The organism is Microbacterium oxydans, from assembly GCF_006540085.1.
Lineage (GTDB): Bacteria > Actinomycetota > Actinomycetes > Actinomycetales > Microbacteriaceae > Microbacterium > Microbacterium oxydans.
The window spans coordinates 480,451-498,189 of the sequence record NZ_BJOG01000001.1 but is presented as its reverse complement, the minus strand read 5'-3'; the positions used below and the strand labels follow the sequence as shown (position 1 = coordinate 498,189).

Here is a 17,739-nt window from a genome sequence, read left to right as displayed (position 1 = left end):
GAATCACGGCAGAAGCGCAGGAATTCGACAGAGGACACCGAATCGAGGAACCGGAACGCTATTGTGTGCAATGTCCCGCAGGCGAGGAGGCCTCACGTTGGCGAAAGCACAACTCGACGAGATCGACCTCGAGCTGCTCGCGGTGCTGACCCGCGACGCCGAGACCACCAACAAGGCGCTCGCGCATCGGCTCGGTCTCGCCGAATCCACGTGCGCGCATCGGGTGCGGGCACTGCGCGAGCGCGGTGTGATCCGCGACACCCGTATCCGCGTCGACGGGGCGGCTCTCGGGTTCCCCCTGCAGGCGATCATCAAGGTGCGCCTCGCCAACCACACCGGAGCCAAGGTCACAGCGCTCTTCGACGCGCTCGCCGGCATCCCTCGTGTCCTGCAGGTGTTCCACGTCGCCGGTGTCGACGACTTCCTGGTGCACGTCGCCGTGCAGGACGCGACGGCACTGCGCGACATCGTGCTCGAGCACATCACGATCCACCCCGTCGTCCGCGGCACCGAGACCCAGCTCGTCTTCGAGCTCCGCGACGGACCGGGGGTCCTCTCCCCCTGACTGCTCTCCTTGGCTGACCGTTCTCCTGGCGCCGGCCCATGGGCCAGGATGGAGTGCACGCCAGCAAGGAGCAAGGGAGCACCATGAGCCGCAGCGCCACCGCCGCCACGCACACCATCCGGGAGATGCGGGACTTCCTCTTCACGAACGCGACCGACTACGCCGCGGCGCGAGAGGGATTCGTCTGGCCCGAGGTCGACGAGTTCAACTTCGCGCTCGAGTGGTTCGACGTCATCGCCGGCGAGAAACCCGACCGACCGGCCGTGCAGATCGTGGAGGCCGATCTGAGCCTGCACTCCTGGACTTACGGGGAGCTCTCGACGCGCTCCGACCAGGTGGCCGCCTGGCTCACCCGCATCGGCATCCGCCGCGGCGACCACGTGATCGTCATGCTGAACAACACGATCGAGCTGTGGGAGGTGATGCTGGCGATCACGAAGGTCGGAGCCGTCTCGATCCCGACATCCACGCTCCTGTCCGCGGCGGATCTCGCCTACCGCGTCGATCACGGGCGCGCACGAGCTGTCGTCACGCTCGGAACGCTCGCCGACCGCCTCACCGGCATCGACCCCGGCATCCTGCGCATCGGCGTGGGCGCTGACCTGCCGTCCGGATGGGCGCCCTTCGACGACGCCGCAGCGGCGCCCAAGAGCTTCGAACCCGACGGCCCCACCCCGTCATCCGACACGGCACTGCTCTACTTCACCTCCGGCACCACCAACCGGCCCAAGCTCGTGCAGCACACGCACGCCTCGTATCCGATCGGACACCTGTCGACCATGTGGTGGCTCGGCGTGCGCCCCGACGACGTGCACCTGAACATCTCGTCGCCTGGGTGGGCCAAGCATGCCTGGTCGAGCTTCTACTCGCCGTTCCTCGCCGAGGCGACCGTCTTCGTCTACAACTACGCCCGCTTCGACGCGAACACCCTCATGCAGGTGATGGACACCCATCACGTGTCGACCTTCTGCGCGCCGCCGACGGTGTGGCGCATGCTGATCCAGGCCGACCTCGCCCGCCTGACGCACCCGCCACGCGAGCTCGTGGGCGCGGGAGAACCCCTGAACCCCGAAGTCATCGACAGGGTGCGGGAAGCCTGGGGCGGAACGATCCGCGACGGTTTCGGACAGACCGAGATGACGGCCTGCATCGGGAACTCCCCCGGGCAGACCGTCAAGGTCGGGTCCATGGGACGACCTCTGCCCGGGTACCCGGTCGTGCTGCTGGACCCCGTCACAGGAGAGGTCGTCGACGGAGAGGGCGAGATCGCGCTCGACCTGGCGCACCCGCCGCTCGGGCTCATGGCCGGGTACTACGACGACCCTGAGAAGACCGCGGAGTCCCGGGCGGGCGGCTACCACCACACCGGCGACATCGCCGTGCGCGACGACGAGGGGTACCTCACCTACGTGGGTCGCTCCGACGACGTGTTCAAGGCCTCGGACTACAAGATCTCGCCCTTCGAGCTCGAGTCGGTGCTGCTCGAGCATGAGCTCGTGGTCGAGGCGGCCGTGATCCCGAGCCCCGATCCCACGCGCCTGGCCGTGCCGAAGGCCTACGTCTGCCTTACTCCGGACTCCACGAACACCGAGACCGAGGCGGCGCGTGCGATCTTCGCGTACGCGCACGAGCGCCTGTCATCGCATCTGTGGGTGCGGATCATCGAGTTCGTGCCCGAGCTGCCGAAGACGATCTCGGGCAAGATCCGCCGTGTGGAGCTGAGGGCGCGCGAAGCGGAGCGGGTGCAGTCGGGCGACGAGAGCGGACAGCACCGCGACCGCGACTACCGCTGAGCGCTCAGCGGACGATGGCGATCGAGGCCGTCGCCGGTCCGGTCTTGGTGAGCACCGGCTTCGACGTCGGAGCGGGGGGAGCCTTCGAGGCCGGGATCGCGGTCGGCAGTGCCTCCTCGACCGTGCGGTCGGTGCGCCCGACACCGCCCGCGTCGACGATGGCACGCACGATGCTCCCGACGATCAGCATCGCCACGAGCGATCCGCCCGCCAGGATCAGCGGCGTCCAGTCGCGCGCGAACGACGCCGCGAAGCTCATCAGCGCTCCCACGATCCACAGTCCCACCGCGCCCCCGGCGAGCCCACCGGCTCCCCGGACGATGGCGACCGCCGCGACGATCGCGAAGATGGCGGCGAGCGCCGCACCCACGTAACCGATCGGCACCATCACCGCAGCCAGATCGCTGGCCACTCTCAATGTCGTCATGACGACCCCCCGTCAGTGGTTACTCCACTCATTCGACATTAGAAGTGTCTCCCGGGGAGGGCATCCGTCTCAAGTGCGATCCGCATCATCCTGGAGAGGGATATCCGTGCACTGCGGACAAAGCGACGAGATCGTCAGCGACGGCGCGGCCAGCGCAGGCGGCGCGCGCGGAGGACGCGGACGGGCTGGGTGACCACGGCGTCCACGACCATCGACCCGTCGGTCGGCCCGACGATCGCGATGGCCGAGGTCTCGGTGGCCTCCGCCGGGTCGATGGGCAGCCGACCGAGGGCGCGGTGCGCGCGGACGTACGCGGGGACGAGCAGGACGATAGCGCCGAGCCAGGCGAGCGGGTTGCTGAGGGCGACTCCGTCGAATCCGATCCACGCGCCCAGCACGATGGCCGCTCCCACGCGCATCACGAGCTCGATCACGCCGGTGACCGTGGGGACGAGCGTGTGACCGAGTCCCTGCAGGGCTCCCCGCAGGACGAACAGCATGCCCAGCGCCCAGTACCCGCATCCGTTGATGATGAGCATCCGATGCGCCTCGTCGACGACGTCGTCCGACCCCTCGCCGATGAACAGACGCACCATCGGCGCACCGAAGGCGATGAGCAGTCCACCGAGTACCAAGCCGGCGACGACGGCCATCCAGGTCGCCTCGACCACACCGCGACGGATGCGGTCGGGACGCCGACCCCCGTGGTTCTGCGCGGCGTACATCGAGACAGCGAGTCCGAGCGATGACAGCAGGGCCACCGCGAGACTGTCGACGCGGGATCCGGTCGTGTAGGCCGCGACCGCATCCGCCCCCAGGGTGTTGAGCGCGACCTGTACGGTCAGTGTGCCGATCGCGATGATCGACGCCTGGAATCCCATGGGCAGACCGAGGCGCAGGTGCTCAGCGACGTCACCGCTGGTGATCCGCCAGTCCGCACGGCGCAGGTGGAGCATGGGCAGCCGACGACGCACGAACTCGAGGCACAGGGCGACCGAGACCGCCTGGGCGACCACGGTCGCGAGTGCGGCTCCGCCCACACCCCACTCCAGCGGCCCGACCATCAGGACGACGAGCCCGACGTTCAGGGCGCACGACACGGTGAGGAACACCAGCGGGGTCTTGGAATCTCCGATCGCACGGATGATCGCGGAGAGGTAGTTGAAGAACATCGTCGCGCTCGCACCGAGGAAGCTGATCTGGGTGAAGATCGTGGCCTCGGCCATCAACTCGGGCGGCGTCTGCAGCAGCGCGAGGATCGGACCGGCGAGGAGGGGCGCTCCGATCGTCAGGATCACACTCGTGATGACGCTCAGCAGAACACCGGTCGCGACCGAACGGCGCACGGCCGCGTCATCCCTCGCGCCGAAGGCCTGGGCGATCGGGATCGCGAAACCGCTCGTCAGTCCCCAGGCGAACCCGAGCAGCAGGAACAGCAGGCTGCCGGTCGCGCCGACCGCCGCGAGGGAGGTGACGCCGAGGTGCCGACCGACGACGATGGCATCGGCGAACTGGTACAGCTGCTGCACCACGTTGCCGAGGAGGAGCGGGATCGAGAAGGCAAGGATGACGCGCCACGGGCGGCCCGTGGTGAGAGAGGTGGCCATGAAGGAGCGGCTCGCAGAACTGGGGGGTTGATCGGGGGTGCGACAAGCCTATCGAATCGATTCGGCGCGACGGAATAGCGGATCTCGATTCCGAGCATCGCGCGGTCGACGGGTACCTTCGGATCGACGCAGTCGACGACGACCGGAGGAAGAAAGTGACCGAGCAGTACACGGGGGAAACCGGACGCGAGCGCGATGTCGCCGCGGACGGAGAGGAACAGCACCTGCGGCGCGCACTGAGCAACCGCCACATCCAACTGCTCGCGATCGGCGGCGCCATCGGCACCGGACTGTTCATGGGCAGCGGCAAGACCATCTCGGTCGCGGGCCCATCCGTGATCTTCGTCTACATGATCATCGGGTTCATGCTCTTCTTCGTGATGCGGGCGATGGGCGAGCTGCTGCTGTCGAACCTGAAGTACAAGTCGTTCAGCGACTTCGCGAGCGATCTGCTCGGCCCGTGGGCGGGGTTCTTCACCGGCTGGACCTATTGGTTCTGCTGGGTGGTCACCGGAGTCGCCGACGTGATCGCGATCGCCGGTTACACGGACGCACTCATCCCCGGAATCCCGCTGTGGATCCCCGGCATCCTCGTGATCGTGGTCCTGCTCGCCCTGAACCTGCCCACCGTCGCCGCGTTCGGCGAGATGGAGTTCTGGTTCGCGCTGATCAAGATCGTCGCGATCGTCGCGCTCATCGTGACCGGACTCGTGATGATCTTCACCGGGTTCCAGCACGACGCCGGCACCGCGAGCTTCTCGAACCTGTGGGACAAGGGCGGCATGTTCCCGCACGGATTCATGGGCTTCGTCGCCGGGTTCCAGATCGCCGTGTTCGCCTTCGTCGGCATCGAGCTCGTGGGAACCGCCGCGGCCGAGACCAAGGACCCGAAGCGCAACCTCCCCAAGGCGATCAACGCGATCCCGATCCGCGTGCTGCTGTTCTACGTGGGCGCGCTCATCGTGCTGATGGCGGTCACCCCGTGGACCGAGTACGTGGCAGGCGAGAGCCCCTTCATCGCGATGTTCGCCCTCGCGGGTCTGGGCATCGCCGCGACCGTCGTGAACCTCGTGGTGCTGACCTCGGCCATGTCGAGCGCCAACTCCGGCATCTACTCGACCTCGCGCATGGTGTTCGGACTCGCACAGGACGGCGACGCCCCGCGCATGTTCGCCCGCCTCTCCCGCCGCCGCGTGCCGCAGAACGCGCTGTTCCTGTCGTGCATCCTGCTGCTCTCCGGTGTGGTGCTGCTGTATGCGGGCAAGGACATCGGCACGGCCTTCGACATGGTGACCACGGTCTCGGCGCTGTGCTTCATGTTCGTGTGGACGATCTTCCTCTGCAGCTACCTCGTGTACCGGCGCACGCGCAAGGACAAGGTCGCCGCATCGACGTTCCGGCTGCCCGGCGGCGTGTCCATGGTCTACGTCGTGCTGGCGTTCTTCGTGTTCATCCTGTGGGCGCTCACGACCCAGCCCGATACGTTGACCGCGCTGCTCGTGACACCGATCTGGTTCGTGGTGCTGTTCGTGGCGTGGCTGTTCGTGCGACGCTCGCCGAATCACCTGGCGCGGCATGCGGCACACATCGCCCACCTGCGCGACGATTCGGTGGAGGCGGACTGACGGTTCCCCGTTTCGAATCAGGCGACGGCCGGCTTCGGGACGAACAGGCGCTTGCGGAGGGCGAGGAACAGCAGGATCATGCCGGCGCTGAGGAGGATGTGGCCGAGGCCTGCGATGCCGGCGATCATGCCGCTCGACTCCTGGCCGAGCACCGTGAGGCTGCCGTGCCAGATCATCGTGGCCGTCGTGAGCACGAGGCCCGCGTTGTACAGCCAGAAGAACCAGCCGAACAGGCGGCTCTCGGACAGCGTGAACGCTTTCTCGAGGAGCAGGACGATCAGCAGGACGACGAAGCCGTGCACGAGCAGGTGCGTGTGCACCAGGCCGAGCTGCGTCGACTCGCCCTCGGGGAAGTCGTTGATCTTGGTGAACTCTCGGTAGAAGAGTCCGGAGGCGACGCCCACGAGCATGTAGGCGAACGCGGCGGAGAAGAGGCGGCGCATCGGAATCCTTTCGGTCTGATCCCAGCCTCGCCGGGGTGACCGTTCCGGGGATCCATCGAACGGTTGAGAACGGGCCCGTCCAGGGCGCAGCCGCGCGAAAGACCCAGCCGCTCAGAGGACCCAGCCGTTCAGAGCAGACAGACGGCTCAGAGCAGACCGGTGTCGTGCGCGATGGCGATGGCGCGTGCACGGCTGTCGGCACCGAGCTTCTCGAACACGTGCACGAGGTGGGTCTTCACGGTGGCCTCCGTGACGAACAGGGTCTTCGCGATCTCGCGGTTGGATGCTCCGGTGTCGAGCAGACGCAGCACCTCGAGCTCCCGGTCGGTCAGGCGCACCCGCGGCGCACGCATCACCCGCACCACCCTCTCGCTGAGCTCGGGGGTGAGCACAAGCGCTCCCGACGCCGCCTGGCGGATCGCGCGCGCGATGTCGTCCGGCGCCACATCCTTGAGGAGGTAGCCCGCGGCTCCCGCCTCGATGGCCCCCAGGATCTCGGCGTCGCGGTCGAACGTCGTCAGGATCAGCACCGCGGGTGCCGGTTCCTGCGCGCGGAGGGCGGCGGTCGTCTGCACGCCGTCCATGCCCTCCCCGAGCCGCAGGTCGCACAGCACGACGTCCGGATGCAGGTGCCGCGCAAGGGCCACGGCCTCCTCACCGGATGCCGCTTCCCCCACCACCTCGACGTCACCGCGATGGTCGAACAGCGAGCGCACGCCGGCCCGGACGATGGGGTGGTCGTCGACGAGCAGCACGCGCACCGCGGTCATCCCTCCCCTCCGTTCCGTCGCCCCTGAGCGGCGCCGCCGAAGGGGATGTGCGCCGAGAGCGCGGTGCCGTCTCCCGGGGCGCTCTCCACGTCGAGCCCTCCGCCGAGTTCTCGCAGGCGCGCGCGCATCGAACGCAAACCGTAGCCACCACCCGTGCTGCCGACGCCACCCTGCGCGTCCCGCTGCCGGTCCCACTGCCGCGCGTCGAAACCGATCCCGTCATCGACGATGTCGAGCCGCACCGCGTCGCCGGCGTCCGCGAGGGTGACCACGACCCTGGTCGCGGATGCGTGGGAGCGGACGTTCGCGAGGGCCGACTGCGCCGTGCGCAACAGGGCGACCTCGGCGTCGATGCCGAGCGACGGCAGGTCGTCGTCGGCGTGCAGCGTCGCCTCGATCCCGGTCTCCTCGGCGAGGCGCTCGAGCATGCGGGCCAGGGCGTCGCCGAGCGCGGTGGATTCGAGCTCGGCCGGCATCAGGGCGTTCACGATGCGCCGCGCATCGGCCATCCCCTCCGCAGCGAGCGCACCGATCTGTTCGAGGGCACGGGTGTGCTGCGCCGGGTCGTCCGCCTCCAGGGCGGACCGCGTGAGCATCCCGATGGACGACAGGCTCTGCGCCACGGTGTCGTGGATGTCGCGCGACACCCTGGTGCGCTCCTCGCTCGCCCCCGACTCGCGCTGGGTGCGAGCCAGCTCGTCCTGCAGCGCGGCCATCTCCTCCTGGGTGGCCACGAGCGAGGCGATCAGTCGGCGTCGCTCCCGTCCATCGCGGACGAGCTCGAGGTATCCGCGGGAGATCCCCAGAGCGAAGACTCCGCCGACGAGAGGCCCGATCACGTTCGCATAGGTCGTGGTGCCGGTGTGCAGCAGCGGAGCGGTCACCACGACGACGAGGACGGCCGCGCTGAGCAGCAGCGCCCAGCGCAGGCGCATCACGAACCCGGCGAGCAACCACAGGGGGAACGCGAGCCAGACGAACTCCGGCGACACCACGACCGCGCCGAGCCAGATGAGTGTGAGTCCGAGCAGCCACCACGTCGCCAGACGGCGGTCGGAGGTGCGCTCGCTGAGCAGCAACCCTCCTCCGTACCAGCCGAGGAAGACGAGCGAGAGGGCGAGCACCCACGGCAGCGGGACGCCGTCCGCCGCAGCGCGCCAGGCTCCGACCACGAGCAGCACCACGGTGATGACGGCCTGGCCGATCCGGATAGACCCCACCAGGCTCGCCCACGTGCGCGGAGCGCGGAAGCCTGCCGCGCGCTCCGGCCGCGACGACTCCGGCCGCGACGACTCAGCTCGCATCTCGGGTGCTGGCGACGGCGGCATGCTCGTATTCTCCCCCGTCCGGCCGTTCTCCGCCTCGATCCGCGCGGGATCGTCTCCGCCCTGCGGTTCCCGGCCACCACATCCGCTCGCCGACGATCGCGAAGATCGCCGGAACCACCAGTGTGCGCACCACGAAGGTGTCGACCAGCACTCCGATGCCGACGATGAGCCCGATCTGCCCGAGCGTGACCAGGGGCAGCAATCCGAGCGCGGCGAACACCGCGGCGAGCACGACGCCCGCACTGGTGATGACGCCACCCGTCGCCGTGAGTGCGCGCACCATCCCCTGACGGGTGCCGACGGTCCGTGCCTCCACGCGAGTCCTGTGGACGAGGAAGATCGTGTAGTCGATCCCCAGCGCCACGAGGAACAGGAACGAGAGCAGCGGCACCTGCAGGTCCAGCGCCTCCCATCCGAACAAGATTCGGCTCAGCCAGGTGCCCGCACCGATCGCGGCGACCGCGCTGAGGATGTTCACCGCGAGCAGCAACACGGGTGCCACCAGGGAGCGCAGGAGCACGATGAGCACGAGCAGACTGACCGCGAGCACGAGGGGAACGATCAGGAGCAGGTCGTGCTGGTTGCCCTCGCGGGCGTCGAGGTCGGCCGCCACCGGGCCACCGACCACGGCGTCACCGGGCACGGCGTGCGCGGCCTCTCGCACTGCCCCGACCAGGTCGAGGCTCTCGGGCGTTCCCGGCGCGGGATGTCCCACGACGAGCAGCCGGACGAGCGCGCCGTCGGTGCTCTCCCCCGTCGTCGACACCCGGAGCACCCCGGGCACATCGCCGATCGCCGCGGTCAGCGCATCGGTGTCCGCCACATCGCCGATCACGATCATCGGCTGGGCCTCTCCCGCGGGGAAGTGCTCGCCGAGCGCTGTGAGACCCGCCGCCGACTCGGAAGCGACACGGAACTTCTCGACTTGCGTGAGCCCGACCGAGGCCCCCGCGAGACCACCCGCGAAGACGCCGAGCAACGCGAGCGCACCGACCAGGGGCACCCACGGGTGCAGGGAGACGCGCTGCGCCACCGCACCCCACACACGACCCGTCACGGCGGCGTCGCCCACCCGCGGCGCGAACGGCCAGAAGAGGCGCCGCCCGCATACGGCGAGCGCGGGTGGCAGCACCAGCAGCACGGCGGCGAGCGCGATCAGGAGTCCCACGGCCGACGCGATACCGAGCCCGCGTGTACCGGGGATCACCGCAAGGGTCAGGGTCGACAGAGCGAGGACCACGGTCACGTTCGAGGCGACGATCGCCGGTGCAGTGGCCCGCCATGCGCCCACGAGGGCACGGCGGTGGTCGGTCTCGCGCGCGAGCTCCTCGCGATAGCGCGAGATCAGCAGGAGGGCGTAGTTCGTGCCGGCGCCGAAGACGAGAACACTCACGATGCCGGAGTCGAACTGCAGTCCGAGACCCGCCCCGACCGCCGCCGTCGCCTTGTTCGCCAGCTGATCGGCGAGCGCGACCACCACCAGGGGGACCATCCACAGCACAGGCGAGCGGTACGTGACGATGAGCAGCAGCGCCACGATCCCGAGGGTCACCATCAACAGCGTGAAGTCGGCTCCGTCGAACGCCGAGGCGACGTCCACACCGAACGCCGGTCCGCCGGTGACCTCTACGCTCACCCCGTCGATCGGATGCTGCGTCACGGTGCCGCGCAGATCGCGCACGGCGTCCGCGGCGGCATCGTCGTCTTCCAGGGTCAGCGTCGCCTGGATCGCCGCGGCCTCTCCGTCGTCGCTGACGATCGGTCCGTGCGGCTCGCGCCCGGTCTCGGCTCGGACGTCCGCCGCGAGATCGGAGAGGGCGTCGAGGTCGGCATCGCCGAGCTGCGCACCGTCGTCTCTGGTCGCGACCAGGAGCACCGTGACCTCGTCCGCATCGTCGAAGCCCGCGGCGAGCACGGCCGCCCGCGCGGATTCGGAGTCCGGCGGAGCCACATCGTTTCCCGCGGGGAGCGATGCCCGACCCAGCGCGCCGAGCAGAGCGGTGAACGCGACGAGCGCGACGAGCAGGGAGATCCACCCGCCGTGCCGCGAGGTGAGCCACAGGGGCAGGGAACGGAGGGTGCGGAGCATGCATCCAGTCCAGCCGCCGCTTCCGTCGCGGGGATCGGACAGGGGGCTGACGCCCCTCTCCACCGTTCGATGGATCCGCCCACACCTGGAAGGGGGTTCCGGTCAGCGGGGTTCCGGTCAGCGGGGTTCTGTCAGGGACTCCCTCGCGATCGTGCCCGCGCGTAACGTCGGGTCCAGCGCCGCCGATCCGTCTGCGACCACGAGGAAAGGACCACCCCATGCACACGCGTACTCTCGGACAGGGCCTGCAGGTCTCGGCGGTCGGCCTCGGCTGCATGGGCATGTCGCAGAGCTACGGACCCAACCCGGGCAGCCGCGACGACATGATCGCCGTGCTGCGGTCGGCACTCGATCACGGCGTCGACTTCTTCGATACGGCCGAGGTGTACGGCCCGTACGTGAACGAAGAGCTGGTGGGCGAGGCGCTCGAACCCCTGCGGGATCGCGTCGTGCTCGCGACCAAGTTCGGGTGGGACATCGAGTCCGGCAAGAGTGTCGGATTGAACAGCCGTCCCGAGCAGATACGGCGGGTGGCCGAGGCCTCGCTGCGGAGTCTGCGCACCGATGTGATCGATCTGTTCTACCAGCACCGCGTCGACCCCGAGGTGCCGATCGAGGACGTGGCCGGGACCGTCGGCGAGCTGATCGCGGAAGGCAAGGTGCGCCACTTCGGGCTCTCCGAGGCGTCGGCGGACACCATCCGCCGCGCCCACGCCGTGCACCCCGTGACCGCACTGCAGAGCGAATACTCGCTGTGGACCCGTGACCCCGAGGCCGAGATCCTGCCGGTGCTCGCCGAACTGGGCATCGGTTTCGTACCCTTCAGCCCGCTCGGCAAGGGATTCCTGACCGGCACCGTCGACACCGCGGCCGACTTCGCCGCCGGGGACATCCGCGCCACGATCCCGCGGTTCACGGCCGAGAACCGGGCGGCGAACCAGGCGCTCGTGGCGCACGTGGCCGAGCTGGCCGCGGCGAAGGAGGCCACCCCCGGGCAGATCGCGCTGGCCTGGCTGCTCGCCCAGCAGCCGTGGATCGTGCCGATCCCCGGCACAAGGCGCACCGCGCGTATCGCGGAGAACGCCGGGAGCACGGCCGTCGCGCTCTCGGCCGACGAGGTCGCCGACCTCTCGACCCTCGCGACGCGCATCGGGGTGAGTGGCGACCGCTACAACCCGCAGCAGATGGCGTTCGTCGACCGTTGACCGACGTGCGGCCTCGGTATCGTGAAGCGGGTGACCTCGGCCCGCAGCTACCCCGCGACCATCGCGACCGCTGTCGAGCACGAGATCGTCATCCGCAAGTCGCGCTTCCTGACCCGCATCGAGCCCGTGGCTTCTGTCGAGCAGGCCGAGGCCGTGATCGCCGGCATCCGCAAGCGGGCGTGGGACGCCAACCACAACTGCACCGCGATGGTGACCGGACTGCTCGGCGATCAGGCGCGGTCCTCTGATGACGGTGAGCCGTCGGGGACCGCGGGCATCCCGATGCTCGAAGTGCTGCGGCGGCGCGACCTGACCGATGTGGTCGCAGTGGTGACCCGCTACTTCGGCGGCGTGAAACTCGGCGCGGGCGGCCTGGTGCGTGCCTACTCCTCCGCCGTGTCCGAGGCGCTCGATCTGGCCTCGCTCGTGCGGCGAGCGGCCCTCCGACAGGTCACGCTCGAGGTGCCGCACGCCGAGGCGGGGCGCTACGACAATCTGCTGCGCGAGTGGGCGACGCATCACGGCGCGACGCTCGGCGACCCCGCATACGCGGCGATGGCCACGCTCGAACTGTGGGCGCCCGAAGAAGAGCTCCCCCGCCTGGCCGATGACCTGGCCGCGGCATCCGCCGGCTCGATCACCCCGGTCCTCGGGGTGGAGCGCATCGTCGACGTGCCCGTCTGAGGCTTGTCGGATCGGCCAACCCACAAGGAGCGGCGGATATCCTGGATGCCGCGGTCGCGGAGGGAGAGCGATGTTCGACAGTCCGCTCTCGGCTTCGGCCTACGAGATCCTCGAAGTCGACCCCACCGTCGATGACGTCGAGTTGCGCCGTGCCTATCGTCTGAGGTTGCGCCAGACGCATCCGGACACCGGCGGCGACGCTGCGGTCTTCATCCAGGTGCAGCGCGCGTGGGAGCTGGTCGGCACCGTCGAGAGCCGCGCCGCCTACGACCGCCGCACCGGCGTACCGACCACGACGCCCGGCGCAGCAGCCGACCCCGCGGCGGAGTGGAGCGGGTGGCGCCCGCCCGCAGCCCGCACCGACACCCGCCCCCGCGCCCGCTCCTACGGCCACCCCGGCGGATGGCGTCGTGAGCGCTACCTCGCACTCATCCGCGAATGGGTCGGCCGCGGCGTCGAGGTGCCCGATCCCTACGACCCCGCCCTCGTGCGCTCGGCTCCGCGCGATCTGCGTCGACTCCTCGCCGACGCCCTGGCAGAAGAGGCCACGGCCCGCACGGTGTCCGACCTCGGCATGGGCTTCACGGTGTGGCACGACGTCGCGGTGGGAGCGGATGCCGACGACAAGCTCGATCACGTGGTGCTCGGCCCATCCGGCCTGTACGGCGTGATGTCGGAGGACTTCGGAGGGGTCGTCGGCTTCCGCCGCGGCGAGATCACCGGCCCGAGCCTGGGAACCCGCGCGCCCGTCACCGCCGCGCTCAGCAGGATGCGCACGATCGCCAAGGCTGCGCGCGTGCGCTTCGGCGGCGCGATCATCGTGCTGCCCGATGACGACCTCGCCCAGGCCGTCACGCCGCTGGGCACGAGCCGCGGAGTCCCGGTCGTCGTGGTACGACGCAGCGCCCTCGCCATGGTGCTGCGCCAGGGCGTCCCGCAGGCGCGAGCGATCGGCGGCAACGAGCTGTTCGACGTGCGCACCCGGCTGCAGCAGACCGTCCGCTTCGTCTGATCCCGCCTCTCGCCATACCTCCGGATGAATCGGAGGGCATCGTTGACTTCCACGATCAAACCGGTTTACACTCGTCAAACCGGTTCACCGATGAGCGCATCGGAGCGTTCGGAATCCACGAGGAGGTGGCATGAGCCGCACGACCATCGCCGATGTCGCTCGCGAAGCAGGCGTCACGAAGGCCACGGTCTCGCATGCCCTCAGCGGCAACCGCCCGATCTCCGACGAGACGAAGGCGAAGGTGCTCGCTGCGGCCGAGAAGCTGAACTGGGCACCGAGCCAGAGCGCGCGAGCCCTCGCCACCCGTCGGGCCAACGCCGTCGCCGTGGTGCTCGCTCGCGACCCCCAGGTCATCGCGAACGACTCCTTCTTCCCCGCGTTCATCGCCGGCGTCGAGTCGGTGCTCGCCGAGACCGAGACGGCACTCCTGCTCCAGGTCGTCCCCGACCGCGACGCCGAAGAGCGCGCCTATCGCACGCTCACCCACGGCCGCGCAGACGGCGCGCTCCTGCTCGATCTGCGCACCGACGATTGGCGCGTCCCGTTCCTCGACGACCTCGGTCTGCCGACCGTGCTGGTGGGCGCCTACGACCAGCCGACCGGATTCTCGTGCGTGCGCACCGATGACACCGCCCCGGTCCGCGAGATCATCGCGCACCTCCGGGCAGCCGGACACGAACGCATCGCCCACGTCTCCGGGCCGCTCGAGTACGTGCACTCGAAGGCGCGTGCCGACGCCTATGTCGCAGCGATCGGCGACGACGAGCTGCTCCGCGAGGGCGACTTCACCGCTGCGAGCGGGCGCACGAGCACCGCCGAGCTCCTCGCTCTGTCCGAACGGCCGACCGCGATCCTCTACTCGAACGACACCATGGCCATCGCCGGGCTCTCGTACGCCCGATCCCAGGGTCTGTCGATCCCACAGGATCTCGCGATCTCGGGCTTCGACGACGATCACCTCTCCGCCCACCTGTCCCCGGCGCTGACCAGCGTCTCATCCGACCCCGCGGCCCGAGGCCGCGCCGCCGCCCGCCTCCTGCGGGCGGACATCCTCGGCGCGCAGCCGCGCACCGAGATCGTCGACTGCAACGTCGTGCACTTCCGGGAGAGCACCAGCTAGTCGGCATCCGCATCACCCGCAGCGTCATCACCCGCAGTGTCAAGGAGGACACCATGAAGAAGCTCCGCGCAATCGCCCTGATCGGCGCCACCGCTCTCATCGCCACCGGATGCTCGGCCGGAGGGGGCGGCGGCGAAGGATCCGCCGACGGCACCGGGCCCATCAGCATCTGGCTCTCCAACAACGAGCAGGAACTCGCCTGGGGTACCGCCGTGGTCGAGGCCTGGAACGCCGAGCACCCCGACGAGAAGGTCAAGGCCCAGGAGATCCCCGCCGGCTCATCGTCGGAAGAGGCGATCACCGCCGCGATCACCGCGGGCACTGCTCCCTGCCTCGTCTACAACGTGGCACCGGCAGCGGTCTCGGGCTGGGTCAAGCAGGGCGGACTCGTCGACCTCAGCAAGATCGACGGCGGCAGCGACTACATCACCGAGCGCGGCGGAGATGTCGACGCCTACGCGAGCGACGGCAGCTTCTACCAGCTCCCGTGGAAGTCGAACCCCGTGATGGTCATGTACAACAAGGCGCTCTTCCAGGCCGCGGGCATCGACCCCGAGAACCCGCAGATGAACACGTACGACTCGTTCCTCGAGGGGTCGCGGGCGATCGTCGCCTCGGGCGTGCAGAGCGCGATCTGGCCGGCACCGACCAGCGAGTTCTACCAGCCGTGGTTCGACTTCTATCCGCTGTACCTGGCCGAGACAGACGGCACGATGCTCGTCGAAGACGGCAAGTCCACCTTCGACTCGGATGCCGGGCGCACCGTCTCCGAGTTCTGGAAGACCTTCTACGACGAGAAGCTGTCGCCGAACGAGGCCTCGACCGATGACGCGATGTCGGCCGGCACCACCGCCATGCAGCTCGCCGGTCCCTGGGCGATCCCCTCCTACGCCGACACGGTCGACGTCGGCTTCATGCCGGTGCCGACCAGCGACGGCCGCGAGGCCCCCACGACGTTCGCCGACTCGAAGAGCGTGTCGATGTTCACGGCGTGCAAGAACCAGGGCACGGCGTGGGAGTTCCTGAAGTTCTCCACCAGCGAGGACAGCGACGGCCAGCTGCTCGAGGCCACGGGGCAGATGCCGATGCGCACCGGCCTCACCGACACCTACGGCGACTACTTCGCCGCGAACCCGAACTACGTGGCGTTCGCCGAGCAGGCCGAGAAGACCGCCGACGTGCCCAGCATCCCGAACTCCGTCGAGGCGTGGCAGGCATTCCGCGACGAGTACTCCTCGGCCGTGATCTTCGACAAGGAGTCGATCGACGACTTCCTCGGGAACGCGGCGAAGAAGATCGACGCGCTCGTCGCCGAGTGACACCATGACCGACAAGAAGAGGTTGCGCACCCGATGGCTGGGTGCGCAACCGATCGGCGGATTGTTCGCGCTGCCCTACTTCGTGTTCGTGATCGCGATCTTCGCCTACCCCCTCGCGTTCGCGGTCTACATCGCCTTCCACGACTACTTTTTCACCGCTCCCGGCACCGAGGTCGACCGCCCGTTCGTGGGCTTCGACAACTTCGTCACGGTGCTCACCGACCCGCGGGTGCTCGGCTCGTTCCGCAACACCCTGATCTTCCTGGTCATCAACGTGCCCCTCACGGCCGTGCTCGCCCTGGTGCTCGCCGCGGCCCTGAACACCGGCATCCGGTGGGTCGCGGCGTACCGAGTCGCGTTCTATGTGCCGTATCTCACGGCGAGCGTCTCGCTGGTCGGCGTGTGGATGCTGCTGTTCTCGGGCAACGGGCTGATCAACACGATCCTCGGCCCGCTCGCTCCCGACCCGTCGTGGCTCGTCAACAGCGGACTCGCGATGCCGATGATCGCGTTCTACGTGACCTGGAAGCAGCTCGGCTTCTACATCCTGCTGTATCTGGCGGCGCTGCAGAACGTGCCGAAGGAGCTGTACGAGTCGGCGGAGACCGACGGTGCCGGGGTGTTCTCGCGCTTCCGGCACGTCACGATCCCCGGAGTGCGCAGCGCCACGACGCTCGTGCTGATCCTGTCGATCATCACCGGAGCCAACCTCTTCACCGAGCCGTATCTGCTCACCAACGGGGGCGGGCCCGACGGCGCGTCGACCACACCGGTGCTGTTGATCTATCAGCTGGGCATCCAGCAGCAGAACCCCGACACCGCAGCGGCCATCGGCATGATCCTCGTGATCCTCGTCGGCATGCTCTCGCTGGCGGCCAACCGCGCGACCAGGGAGCGATGATGAAGCGCACGCGTTCAGTCCCCCGCATCCTGAGCATCGTCCTGCTCACGATCGCGGCCATCGGCTTCGCCTTCCCGTTCTACTTCATGATCGTGGGGGCGTTCCAGGAGAGTCCGACGAACTCCCCCAGCGAGCTGTTCCCGACGAGCGGGTGGACGGTCGACAACTTCGTCGCGATCGACTCGCGCATCGACCTGGTCGGCTCCCTGCTGAACTCGCTGATCTTCACAGCCGGCGTGCTGCTGGGGACCGTCGTGTTCGGCCTGCTCGCCGGCTACGCGATCGCCCGTCTCGACTTCCGTGGGCGCGGCGTGATCTGGGTGCTGATGCTGCTCGTGCAGATGGTGCCGTTCCAGCTGCTGATGATCCCGCTCTACGTGCAGATCACGCGCAACTACGGCCTCGGCGACTCGTACATGGGCATGATCCTGCCGTTCCTGATCAACACCACGGCGGTGTTCATCTTCGTACAGTTCTTCAAGGCGCTGCCGGTGGAGATCTTCGAAGCGGCGCGGATCGACGGTGCGGGCGAGATCCGTCTGCTGACATCCGTCGCGATCCCGCTCATCCGCCCCGTGCTGGTCACGGTCGTGCTGGTCACCTTCATCGGCCCCTGGAACGAGTTCCTCTGGCCCTTCCTCATCACGAAGGATGCGAGCCTGCAGCCGCTGGCCGTGTCACTGGCGAACTACATCTCCAACGTGGCGCAGTCCACGGCCAACCCGAACGGTGCGATCCTCGCCGGCGCCACGGCGCTCGCGTTCCCCGTCGTCATCCTGTTCGTCGTCTTCCAGCGCTTCTTCAAGGCCACCGATCTCGGCGCGGCCGTCAAAGGCTAGCCTCCATCCCCC

General features: G+C 68.8%; 16 protein-coding genes. 10 read left to right on the top strand and 6 right to left on the bottom strand.

The genetic code is table 11. The features are described from left to right. Window positions 1–97: 97 nt before the first annotated feature. Complete coding sequence (locus MOX01_RS02325) at window positions 98–565, top strand: Lrp/AsnC family transcriptional regulator (RefSeq protein WP_052748772.1); 468 nt, start codon at window positions 98–100, stop codon at window positions 563–565. Between the two features lie 83 nt (window positions 566–648). Next, the gene (locus tag MOX01_RS02320) at window positions 649–2,358 is read left to right on the top strand and encodes an AMP-binding protein (protein ID WP_141368217.1); all 1,710 of its coding nucleotides are present in this window, start codon (window positions 649–651) and stop codon (window positions 2,356–2,358) included. A 4-nt stretch (window positions 2,359–2,362) separates the two neighbouring features. Here MOX01_RS02320 and MOX01_RS02315 read toward each other — a convergent pair whose 3' ends face one another. Beyond that, window positions 2,363–2,785: a hypothetical protein gene (locus MOX01_RS02315; protein WP_127012806.1), complete on the bottom strand. Its 423-nt coding sequence runs from the start codon at window positions 2,783–2,785 to the stop codon at window positions 2,363–2,365. Between the two features lie 134 nt (window positions 2,786–2,919). After that, window positions 2,920–4,392, bottom strand: coding sequence for an MATE family efflux transporter (locus MOX01_RS02310; RefSeq protein ID WP_061015887.1), 1,473 nt, complete (start codon window positions 4,390–4,392; stop codon window positions 2,920–2,922). 155 nt (window positions 4,393–4,547) lie between these two features. Here MOX01_RS02310 and cycA point away from each other — a divergent pair, with 155 nt between their 5' ends. Beyond that, window positions 4,548–6,017 (top strand): D-serine/D-alanine/glycine transporter, encoded by a 1,470-nt coding sequence (cycA, locus tag MOX01_RS02305; protein ID WP_113680369.1) that lies wholly within the window; start codon window positions 4,548–4,550, stop codon window positions 6,015–6,017. 17 nt (window positions 6,018–6,034) lie between these two features. Here cycA and MOX01_RS02300 read toward each other — a convergent pair whose 3' ends face one another. The 4 genes from MOX01_RS02300 to MOX01_RS02285 form a co-directional block, all read right to left on the bottom strand. Continuing rightward, window positions 6,035–6,460: a DUF2871 domain-containing protein gene (locus MOX01_RS02300; RefSeq protein WP_141368216.1), complete on the bottom strand. Its 426-nt coding sequence runs from the start codon at window positions 6,458–6,460 to the stop codon at window positions 6,035–6,037. 146 nt (window positions 6,461–6,606) lie between these two features. Then, window positions 6,607–7,230, bottom strand: a complete 624-nt coding sequence (locus tag MOX01_RS02295; protein WP_141368215.1) for a response regulator — start codon at window positions 7,228–7,230, stop codon at window positions 6,607–6,609. After that, complete coding sequence (locus MOX01_RS02290; protein WP_141368214.1) at window positions 7,227–8,558, bottom strand: sensor histidine kinase; 1,332 nt, start codon at window positions 8,556–8,558, stop codon at window positions 7,227–7,229. The genes MOX01_RS02295 and MOX01_RS02290 overlap by 4 nt, the downstream gene beginning before the upstream one ends. After that, window positions 8,524–10,647: an MMPL family transporter gene (locus MOX01_RS02285; RefSeq protein ID WP_141368213.1), complete on the bottom strand. Its 2,124-nt coding sequence runs from the start codon at window positions 10,645–10,647 to the stop codon at window positions 8,524–8,526. The genes MOX01_RS02290 and MOX01_RS02285 overlap by 35 nt, the downstream gene beginning before the upstream one ends. A 218-nt stretch (window positions 10,648–10,865) precedes the next feature. On the opposite strand from MOX01_RS02285, the gene MOX01_RS02280 reads away from it, so the two are divergent. The 7 genes from MOX01_RS02280 to MOX01_RS02250 all read left to right on the top strand — a co-directional run bounded on the left by MOX01_RS02280 (window position 10,866) and on the right by MOX01_RS02250 (window position 17,727). Next, window positions 10,866–11,852, top strand: coding sequence for an aldo/keto reductase (locus MOX01_RS02280; protein WP_061015895.1), 987 nt, complete (start codon window positions 10,866–10,868; stop codon window positions 11,850–11,852). A gap of 30 nt (window positions 11,853–11,882) precedes the next feature. Further along, a complete protein-coding gene (locus MOX01_RS02275; RefSeq protein WP_141368212.1) occupies window positions 11,883–12,536 on the top strand; it encodes an IMPACT family protein in 654 nt (217 codons plus the stop codon). A 70-nt stretch (window positions 12,537–12,606) separates the two neighbouring features. Continuing rightward, the gene (locus MOX01_RS02270) at window positions 12,607–13,548 is read left to right on the top strand and encodes a J domain-containing protein (RefSeq protein WP_141368211.1); all 942 of its coding nucleotides are present in this window, start codon (window positions 12,607–12,609) and stop codon (window positions 13,546–13,548) included. A gap of 130 nt (window positions 13,549–13,678) precedes the next feature. Beyond that, on the top strand, window positions 13,679–14,668 hold the full coding sequence (locus MOX01_RS02265) for a LacI family DNA-binding transcriptional regulator (RefSeq protein WP_141368210.1): 990 nt from the start codon (window positions 13,679–13,681) through the stop codon (window positions 14,666–14,668). A 53-nt stretch (window positions 14,669–14,721) separates the two neighbouring features. Then, window positions 14,722–15,987, top strand: a complete 1,266-nt coding sequence (locus MOX01_RS02260) for an extracellular solute-binding protein (protein ID WP_141368209.1) — start codon at window positions 14,722–14,724, stop codon at window positions 15,985–15,987. Between the two features lie 4 nt (window positions 15,988–15,991). After that, complete coding sequence (locus tag MOX01_RS02255) at window positions 15,992–16,888, top strand: carbohydrate ABC transporter permease (protein WP_141368208.1); 897 nt, start codon at window positions 15,992–15,994, stop codon at window positions 16,886–16,888. Further along, window positions 16,885–17,727 (top strand): carbohydrate ABC transporter permease, encoded by an 843-nt coding sequence (locus tag MOX01_RS02250; RefSeq protein WP_141368207.1) that lies wholly within the window; start codon window positions 16,885–16,887, stop codon window positions 17,725–17,727. The genes MOX01_RS02255 and MOX01_RS02250 overlap by 4 nt, the downstream gene beginning before the upstream one ends. Window positions 17,728–17,739 lie beyond the last annotated feature (12 nt).